Source organism: Acinetobacter sp. WC-141 (assembly GCF_000313935.1).
Lineage (GTDB): Bacteria > Pseudomonadota > Gammaproteobacteria > Pseudomonadales > Moraxellaceae > Acinetobacter.
On the sequence record NZ_AMSS01000037.1, the window covers coordinates 1 to 9,384 of the forward strand.

Annotated in this window: 7 protein-coding genes and 3 pseudogenes; 6 read left to right on the forward strand and 4 right to left on the reverse strand. The window is 34.0% G+C overall.

Annotated features, from left to right (window positions below; genetic code table 11):
- Positions 1 to 1,084, reverse strand: a protein-coding gene (locus ACINWC141_RS05950; RefSeq protein ID WP_155757884.1) for an IS3-like element ISAba21 family transposase whose coding sequence is annotated in 2 segments (ribosomal slippage) — positions 1 to 826 and positions 826 to 1,084 — 1,085 coding nt annotated over the 2 segments. Because the reading frame shifts where the segments join, the coding sequence is not laid out codon by codon here. This gene is flagged as partial in the annotation.
- A 65-nt stretch (positions 1,085 to 1,149) separates the two neighbouring features.
- Between ACINWC141_RS05950 and ACINWC141_RS19425 the strand changes: the two are divergent.
- Positions 1,150 to 1,290 (forward strand): annotated as a pseudogene (locus tag ACINWC141_RS19425) (IS3 family transposase); the annotation flags it as partial.
- A gap of 91 nt (positions 1,291 to 1,381) precedes the next feature.
- Positions 1,382 to 3,337 (forward strand): AAA family ATPase, encoded by a 1,956-nt coding sequence (locus ACINWC141_RS05960; RefSeq protein WP_000593543.1) that lies wholly within the window; start codon positions 1,382 to 1,384, stop codon positions 3,335 to 3,337.
- Between the two features lie 270 nt (positions 3,338 to 3,607).
- On the opposite strand, the gene ACINWC141_RS05965 is transcribed toward ACINWC141_RS05960, so the two are convergent.
- The 3 genes and pseudogenes from ACINWC141_RS05965 to ACINWC141_RS05975 all read right to left on the reverse strand — a co-directional run bounded on the left by ACINWC141_RS05965 (position 3,608) and on the right by ACINWC141_RS05975 (position 5,587).
- Complete coding sequence (locus ACINWC141_RS05965; RefSeq protein ID WP_001081101.1) at positions 3,608 to 3,928, reverse strand: type II toxin-antitoxin system Phd/YefM family antitoxin; 321 nt, start codon at positions 3,926 to 3,928, stop codon at positions 3,608 to 3,610.
- Positions 3,929 to 4,170: 242 nt separating this feature from the next.
- Positions 4,171 to 4,635 (reverse strand): annotated as a pseudogene (locus ACINWC141_RS05970) (IS3 family transposase); the annotation flags it as partial.
- Positions 4,636 to 4,903: 268 nt separating this feature from the next.
- Positions 4,904 to 5,587 carry a hypothetical protein gene (locus ACINWC141_RS05975; protein WP_000478902.1) on the reverse strand — a complete coding sequence of 228 codons (684 nt, stop codon included), beginning with the start codon at positions 5,585 to 5,587 and terminating at the stop codon, positions 4,904 to 4,906.
- 557 nt (positions 5,588 to 6,144) lie between these two features.
- Here ACINWC141_RS05975 and ACINWC141_RS05980 point away from each other — a divergent pair.
- From ACINWC141_RS05980 to ACINWC141_RS06000, 4 genes and pseudogenes are all read left to right on the forward strand, one after another.
- Complete coding sequence (locus tag ACINWC141_RS05980) at positions 6,145 to 6,501, forward strand: type II toxin-antitoxin system RelE/ParE family toxin (RefSeq protein WP_000269908.1); 357 nt, start codon at positions 6,145 to 6,147, stop codon at positions 6,499 to 6,501.
- Positions 6,494 to 6,797 (forward strand): annotated as a pseudogene (locus ACINWC141_RS05985) (helix-turn-helix domain-containing protein). Before ACINWC141_RS05980 ends, ACINWC141_RS05985 begins: the two are co-directional and overlap by 8 nt.
- A gap of 765 nt (positions 6,798 to 7,562) precedes the next feature.
- Positions 7,563 to 7,790: a hypothetical protein gene (locus tag ACINWC141_RS05995; protein WP_000555567.1), complete on the forward strand. Its 228-nt coding sequence runs from the start codon at positions 7,563 to 7,565 to the stop codon at positions 7,788 to 7,790.
- 214 nt (positions 7,791 to 8,004) lie between these two features.
- Positions 8,005 to 9,330, forward strand: coding sequence for an ISNCY family transposase (locus tag ACINWC141_RS06000; RefSeq protein WP_008942541.1), 1,326 nt, complete (start codon positions 8,005 to 8,007; stop codon positions 9,328 to 9,330).
- The last annotated feature ends 54 nt before the right edge of the window (positions 9,331 to 9,384 follow it).

Sequence of the window (9,384 nt, forward strand, 5' to 3'; positions counted from 1 at the left end):
TAAAATAACACAATGTATTTTGTAATATCTGCTTTAGCTTCATCTCTGGTTTTATAGTTGCAATGATGCACTAATTCATTCTTGAGTATGCCCCAGAAACTTTCAATCGGTGCATTATCGTAACAGTCCCCACGTTTGCTCATTGAACCTTGAAAATCACATTTTTCCAGTATCTTTCGATATTCATGGCTGCAATATTGGCTGCCTCTGTCCGAATGAATAATTAAGCCTTTCGTTGGTTTTTGATTACGAATCGCCATAGTCAGTGCATTGCAAACAAGTTGTGCGGTCATACGCTCATTTAAGCTATAGCCAACCACTTGTTTCGTGTACAGGTCTTTTACTGCTGCCAAGTATAACCAACCTTCAGCAGTCCAAATGTATGTAATATCGCTTGACCATGCAAGATTGGGCTTAGTCATTGAAAACTGTTGCTCTAGTAAATTTGCGTAGATCGCTCGATTATGATCACTCTTCGTAGTTCTTTTGAAACGCTTATGACGCTTACAATACAGCTGGTTGAGCTTTTTTATTTGACGTACAGCATACGTACTGATTTTGATACCTTGCGCTTGTAAATGCTTAGTTAATCGAATATAGCCATAGCTTTGTTTAGTTTCCTCATGAGCTATTTTGACCAAAATTGTCTGTTGATTTCGCTGAACCAATCTTTTATTCATGCCTCGTTTTAGCCAATCATAAAATCGTGACACTGAAACGTGAAGTAATCTAGCCATAAAGCTAATCGGGAATAAATATCTTTGCTGTTTCATATAGGCGTACCTTACTGACTTTCTTTCGCAAAGTACGCTGCTGCCTTTTTTAGAAATTCACGTTCCATTTCAGCTGTTTTGAGCTGTTGTTTGAGCTTTTTATTTTCTTCGAGTAAGGCATTTAGATCAGGTGAATATTGTTTAGTGCCTGCTAAGGTGCCAGTCTTTGCTTTATTATTCCAATTTGAAAGAGTTTGCATTGAAATGCCAAGTTGTCTGGCTGTTTCCGATACATTGCCTTGATTGGCTTCAATCAATTTTATTGCTTCAACTTTAAATTCTGCGGTGTAAGTCTTCTGTTTCTTGCTCATGGTAAACTCCTGATGAGTGTCTATAGTTTACCAAGTTAAAACCTCCTGTTTTCTCAGCACACATCACATCAAGAACTGAAGCAAGGTCCGATATCTTTGAATATATTGAGATGTTCTACAATTCAAAACGCAGACATGGTTCCAATGGTCAGCGTTCTCCATTAGATTATGAAAAGGCCCATCAAAAGATGGTTATGTGTGTCTAGAATTTTGGTGGCTATTCAATAGTAAGCTTAGAAACAATGAAATTGTTAATCTTTATCAATGTTATATATTTAATTTTAGGGAGAAATATTTATGATTAAACTTAAAAATATTGAGATATTAAAATATAAGTCATTTACAACTCCTCAATCAATAAACATTGAGGAAGATATAACTGTTTTAGTAGGAATGAATGAATCGGGAAAAACTTCTGTTTTAGAATGTTTAGCTAAAACTAATTATTTTGAAGATGATGAAAAGTTTAAATTTAACGAAACGTTAGACTATCCTCGAAAAGAACTAAAAAGTATCAGTAAGTCGGATAGCAAACCTAAAGCAATTATTTGCACTTATCATATTTCAGATGAACTAATTGGCTTAATCGAAAATAGGTTAGGTAAAGGAACTTGGCAAGGAAGTAATGAAATCACCCTAACAAGTTCTTATGGTGATTCATCTACATTAATAAGTGGTGTATCGATAAATTTTGAATTATTTTTAAAACACTTAAATTTATCTGATATTGGTGATGATGTAAAAACTGAGTTGAAGTTGGCTCTAACAGAAGAGAAATTTGATCAAATATTAAAGAAGTTCCCAGATGAAACCGAAAGGTTAGAGCCTTTAAGAAAATATTTCTTCAAAAGTTCTACATGGATGACTTTTATTGAAAGATATGCATATAGTGTTTTAATAAAAAGACATTTACCAAAATTTATTTACTATGATGAATATTATCAACTCCCATCAAGGATTATTCTAGAAAGTTTTTTAGATGATGATGTTGATCTATCGGATGATCTAAAAACAGCAAAGGCACTCTTAGATTTATCCGAAATTAATGTGAATGAACTTATTAATGCAGACGATTTCGAAGACTTTATTGCTGAATTAGAAGCAACTGAGGCTTTGATTTCTGACACACTATTTCAATATTGGTCTGCAAATCAGAACTTAAATATTGAATTTAAAATTGATAAAAAAACAGCTACTGTGAAAAGGCAAGTAAATACAAGTTATGGCAGTGCTACAACGGTCGATACAAATATTGTTGAACATGTCTTAGATATTCGAGTAAAAAACTCGAAAACGAGAGTTTCTTTACCTCTTCAGAATAGAAGTAAAGGATTTAATTGGTTTTTTTCATTCTTAGTTTGGTTTAACAAAATTCAGGCTGATTCAAATTCAAAATATATTCTACTCTTAGATGAGCCAGGCCTTAACTTGCATGCAACTGCTCAAGCAGATTTACTACGTTTTTTAGAAAGTTTGGTTGATAAGTATCAAGTTATTTATACAACTCACTCACCTTTCATGGTAGAAACAACGAAATTAAATCGGGTCAGAACGGTATTTAGTGACTCCGATAGCTCTATCGTTAGTGATAGTATTCAACAAAAAGACCCTAATACACTTTTCCCTTTACAAGCTGCTTTAGGGTATGATGTTGCACAGAATTTATTTATTTCTAAAAAAAATCTATTGGTAGAAGGTGTCTCAGACTTACTATACTTGACCACAATTTCAGAATATTTGAATGCGAATAAACGAACTGGCTTAAATGAAGATATTACAATTGTGCCTACAGGCGGTTTAGATAAAGTTGCTAGTTTTATTTCATTACTTCGAGGTTCAAAACTATCAATTTTCTGCCTATTAGATTCGTTTACTGACCAAAAGTCTCAGGCAAGATTTGATAGTCTAACTATTCAAAAAATTATATCTGATAAAAATATAAAATTTTTCCATGATTTTTTGGATAATAGAAAAAAAGCTGATATTGAAGATATATTTACTATTGATGAATATCTGCAACTTTTTAATATTTCTCTCTCATCTACCCATGCTGAAATTAAGGTGGAAGAATTAAGTACTGAAATTGAAGATATATTATCAAAAATTAATAAAGTTATTAAAAAGAATAGATTTAATCATTATTTACCTGCAAAAGAATTTGCTAGTAATAAGGATTTTGTTAATAGCCTTTCAGAAGCTACTTTATCAAGATTTGAAACTATCTTTAAAGAGGTCAATAAGAATCTTAAATAGTTTTTGGTTTAATAGACTTGCCTATTAGGGTGAGTCTATTACTTTACCCAGTACGTTATTTAATATAATTTTATAGACATCCAAGTGTTCTTTTTAATTTTCAATAAAATTAGTCAACTCTATGATGTCAGTGCTACTTAACTTACGAATATGTTTTCCACTTCTTAGTATTTTACGAAAATAAAAGCTCATTGTTCAACGAATATAAATATAAGATGACTTTTAAATCAGCTTGTCTCTAATCTCGAATCCGTTAATATCCTCAAAAAGCTATTTTTCTTGTCCATTTACTTCTTCAAATACACCTTTTGGGTTCAAAAGCATGTGTTTGATCGGTTGACCAGTGAGCTGATTAATATCCAAAAGATCATAAACCATTTGTTGTCCTAGCTGTTCACGCCGGACAGCTTCAATAATTTCCTGCATTTTTTGAAATTCTTCAAAACTCAGAACAACAGCTTCGGGCGCATTCTTCGTATAAACAAAAACAGGTTTATGACTATCTTTGACACATTGAACAATTTTGCTCCAAGATTTGCGAACATCAGTCGCAGAAACAATCGCACCGTTTATAAAAGTTAATCGATTCATATCTAAGACCTTATACGGGATAGCAAAAATTAAATCATTTCAGAATCTTGTTCCGAATGTAAGAAAACGACCGTTATTTATTATGGGACGATTTTATATTTCTAAAATTAGTAGATGATATTTGTATGTAACTATATAATCTAAAAAAATAAATTTTAAATCGTGCAAATTAAAAATAGGGAAATCTATGCTTACTGGAGTCTATGAACCGTACCGGGTTTGTCGGAGACTTTTTATTTAAGTTAGGCCACCTGACCTAACGGGTTAATCTTATCATAGTACATTGCTTCGAACTCAAAAGGCGATACATAACCCAGTGCACTGTGTACACGCTTTTTATTGAACCAATCTACCCAGTTTAGTGTCGCAAGTTGTACATCTGCTAAACCTTGCCAATCTGCTTTTAAATATTCAATCACCTCTGTTTTGTATAAGCCATTCACCGTTTCAGCCAGAGCATTATCGTATGAATCACCAGTTGTACCGACTGATGCTCGTAAATTTGCAGCTTCTAAACGATTGGTATAGCGAATAGAAAGATATTGAACACCTCTATCGGAATGATGAATCACATTCTTTGGCATGCCTCGATCATGCAATGCTTGCTCAAGTGCATCGAGCACCATATCTGTATTCATCCGTGTAGATACTTTCCATCCAACAATTGCTCGTGAGAACACATCAATAATAAAGGCGGTATAGAGAAATTTGATGTTTCTCAACCATCATGAAAGTATCATTGCTTATCCATCGTACTCTAGTTGGTAAGTCTACCGTACAGGGAAACTGATCTCCAATTAAACCAGCATTTTTTGAAAGAGATAGGCCAGCACAATTTCCGCCTTTCATATAAAGAGTTTTTCTTGTTAAAACAGTTTTGTAATCAGTTGCATTTCAACCCCTGTAAAAACTAATACACTCAATAAAATAAATCTTTTCATTTTTAACAAATCATCAATAACGCTATCTAAAAATTTAATCTAAATCATTAAACGTTGAGTATCTAACTAATTTATCTGCAAATATTTCTTTAGCTAAAACTCTCAATTGTGTATATAAATTTTCAATTCTATCTTCTTGATTTTTTATCTCAGAGAGATCTAAAAATAGATCTCTATTTTCTTCAGAGAGCCACATAAACTCATCTAATATGCTTTTAAAATTATCTATTTTTTTTTGCATATTAGTGTCTAAAGATTGAGATATAAAGAAAAGTTTGTATTTGATTTTTTCAGAAGATTCAACAAACTCACTAATACTTGTACTGGTGATCATATCGGAAATTTTTGCTCTAAATTCTTCTGATTTTCCTTTTTCGCTTTCATATTCTTTTAATTTATAGAATTGGCCAATAGTACATCCCAATGAATTTTTCAGAAAAAATAAGGATGATGCTAAATCATTTAGCATCGGGAATACTTCAGTTGAGTGTTGGCTAAGAATTTCGGCTTTCTTAATATCTCTCCAATCTTGAAATAGGATAACAGCAATGTAAGCAGTAAGTATTGTTGCTGCCGTGCCTGAGATATCTTTAATAAAACTAAGAATATCATCAATAAAAGGTAGAGATACTGCCGAGATTACGATGACTAAGATTGTTAGTATACAAACTGCTCGCCAAAACTTATTCTCAATACCTTCTTTATTTTTTAGAAACATATAGCACTCAAATTTTTAGTTTCTCTAAAATTAACATAATGGTGCTTATACGGAACGTGTTTTTAATATTACTTTAAGATTAGTATCTTATCGTTATTCATACCCTCTGGAACGTTCTCGTTCAACCGACTTGGAAACAAGTCGGTTTCTTTTTAAGCAAAACTGTAACTTTTAGCCAACAAAATTGATCAAAAAACATTCTATTTTGCATTTTTTCCTGATTTATCAATGTTCACATTTCAGAAATAACCCCCAATTTCTGCGGACAACTCTTGGGATAAAATAGGCCAACTTTGTAAGCTAAAACTTACACAGATTTAAGGATTTTGCGGATTGGTAATTCAAGTCATTAGCCGTATGATGAATATATAACGAAACTGGATGTTTCCAGACAACAAGAATAAGAAAATTGCGCAAGGAATGGGCAGCATGAGATCAGTAAGACGAGCAACCCGATATGAAAAAGCCCGACAGGATGTAGGGCTTTTTTATTGCCATTTGAAAACTGGCTGAGTTCGCTATAAAACATAGACTATAATCTATATTGTGGTTGTTGTATGTGGACAGTCATCACGACAGATCTGTTTAATGAATGGCTTGAACAGCAAGACGAATCAACACAAGAGAAAGTCTTAACCGCTTTAGTTGTTTTACAGCAGCAGGGACCAAGTTTAGGTCGCCCTTTAGTTGATACCGTATATGACTCTAAATTTACCAATATGAAAGAGCTACGCGTTCAGCATCGAGGAAAACCCCTGAGAGCCTTTTTCGCATTTGATCCATTTCGACAGGCAATTGTGCTGTGCATCGGTGATAAAGGCGGTAAAAAGCGTTTCTATAAAGAGATGCTGAACATTGCAGAGCAGCAATACGAACTTCATCTCTCAACCCTTGGAGATCAATCTAATGGCTAAAACCTTACAGGAATTATTGGCTAGTCGCTCTCCAGAGAGCCAAACTCGTATTCAACAAATGGCTGACGAGCTACTTTTAGAAACTCAGCTTCACTTTATTCGAGAAGAATTAGAGATTTCCCAAAAGGAACTGGCTGCAACTCTTGGAATCAAACAACCTTCATTGTCAGCAATCGAAAACCGTGGCAATGATCTTAAGATTTCAACCATGAAAAAGTATGTTGAAGCTATGGGGGGGGAAACTCCGTATTGATGTAGAGCTTCCAACAGGAAAACATATAGGATTCAATGTTTAACAAACAAAATGGGAGCGTTAATCTCTCCCATTTTTTTACTTCGTAGAGGCTCTATTATGTTTAACAAACTAGAATTTATTCTTCTATTTGAAAGGATTCTTAAAATACTCTTTTAATATGGAAATAATTAATAGTGTACTGATTAAAACTAGAAATACTATAAGAATCGAAAACATACAATCCAAAGAATATTAAACATTACTGATACAAAAATAATAATATTTTTTTGTCTATTAAGTAACTGAAATTTAGTTTTCTTTACAAGTTAAGTTTTTTATTAAGTTATAATTAAAAGTAAATTTTTCCCAACTAGTATAAAGTTTAAGATTATAGGTTATTGAATTGTTTCTTATGCAAAAAAAAGTCAAGAATCTTTATTTAAGAAAAGGTGAACACTCATTTGTTCTGCAATCACAGTTCATTTTTAAAGCTAAGCAGCAAAAATGGACTAGTGAAGATATCCAAAAAATTATAGAAAAGACCTTATATCAAGATAAATATAGGGTATATGCAATTTTGAGAGAGTATTCTAGCCAGAATTACGGGTAAATTTGACTTGAAAAGAGAAGGACTAAAGTCTTTTAGAAGGACATATCTTGGATCCTGAATAAGATTTTTAGTATTAAAGGAGTAAAGTTTAGCCTCGATATAAGTTTAATCTATTATTTTACAATAATATTCCATATATCAATACCTAATTTAACTTTAGTTCCTATCGCCAACCCTGTATGGTGCCCGTTCAGAAACACTCTATCCGAGGCTAATATGCATAGTTTTTCTGTAAAAGATTTAGATCAATTAATTGAAACGAATCTCAAAGATGGGAATAAATACAGTAAATTATTGATTGAATATAAATTATTTTCTGATTTGATGTATGATTCTATATTTTATACAGAAGTGTCTAATTCAGCTCTGAGCACTACGAAAAGAAAATATAAGCAACTAAAAATTAAAATCACCACACATCAATATCAGCTTCATTTTGAATAAATCAATAAAACGAAAGTTCTCAGCTCTCTCTTCGTATATGGGAAAGTCACAATTTATGGCCTTTCTCATATCTATTTAACATAAAATTTCTTATGCGAATCTTGAAATGTAAGCCCAAAATAGAAATGTCCGGTTTCTCCAAAGTAAAAATGTCCGCTTTTAGAATATGCGCTTTTGCAATTTCCTTAGCGGACGGTTTGATATGTTGGTGTCTATGTCGGATAAAGAACTTAAACGATTGTCGGTCTTGCAAGAAATCTGTGATCAACGTATAACTCAATCCCAGGCTGCTCAGCTACTTCATATCTCAGAACGTCACATCAGACGCTTACTGCAGAAATACAAAGCTCAAGGTCCCGCTGCATTAGCCCATGCCGGTCGTGGCCAAATCAGCAATTCTAAACTTCCTGAAGAACTCAGACTTAAGTGTCTCAATATTGTTTCAGATCAACTTTATGGTTTCGGACCCACTTTAGCGCATGAAAAGCTCACCACCGTGCATGGATTCGATCTTTCAGTAGAAACCCTGCGTTCCTGGATGATTGCAGCCGATTTATGGATCCCTCGCTGCAAGCGCCTGAAACGACCATATCAGCCTCGTTATAACCGAGATTGTTATGGTGAATTGATCCAAATTGATGGCTCACACCATGATTGGTTTGAAGGTCGAGCACCTAAATGCTGTCTGCTAGTATTCATCGATGATGCCACAGGAAAATTGCAGCATTTACGCTTCTGTGCGTCAGAGTCAGCCTTTGACTATATGATTTCGACACGTTTATATATCGAACAGCATGGTAAGCCATTGGCATTTTACAGTGACAAACATTCAGTTTTTAGGGTGAATCAAAGTAGCAAGAAAGACACCAAGATTACCCAGTTTGGACGTGTTCTGAGCACTCTCAATATCGATATCATTTTCGCTAACTCCCCTCAAGCCAAAGGTCGTGTAGAACGAGCGAATAGAACACTTCAGGATCGTCTGATTAAGGAGATGCGTCTAGAAGGCATCAGTTCAATTGCAGATGCCAATAAGTGGCTGCCGTGCTTTATTGAGCAATTTAATCGTAAATTCGCCAAGATGGCTTTTAATTCCAAGGATCTACATCGGCCTATCGCTGAAACAGCCGAAGAATTAGATGATGTTTTTACCTGGCGTGAACCCCGCAGGGTCACGAACAGCTTGACGATTACTTATGATAAATGCGTATATATCTTGGAAAACAGCGAAGAAAATCAAAGATTGGGCGGCAAGTATCTTGAGTTCCTGGAATATCCGGATGGTACTGTAGCCATTGAATATCAGGGAAGAAAAATCAATTACAGCATCTTTGATAAATTAAGTCAGCTCAACCAGCGAGAGATCGTTGAGAATAAACGTTTGGGTTCTGTGCTGGCACATATTCAACAACAGCATGAACAACTGGAACACCAAAACAAACGCAATCGTTCTCAAAAGATGCCACGTAGACAAGCACAGAAAACAGCGATTGAACAACGAAATCTAAATCCTGTGCTTGACTTGGAAATGTCCATATAGGACATTTCTATTTGGTTATTAGGTAGGACATTTCTACTTGGGAATAACATTGAA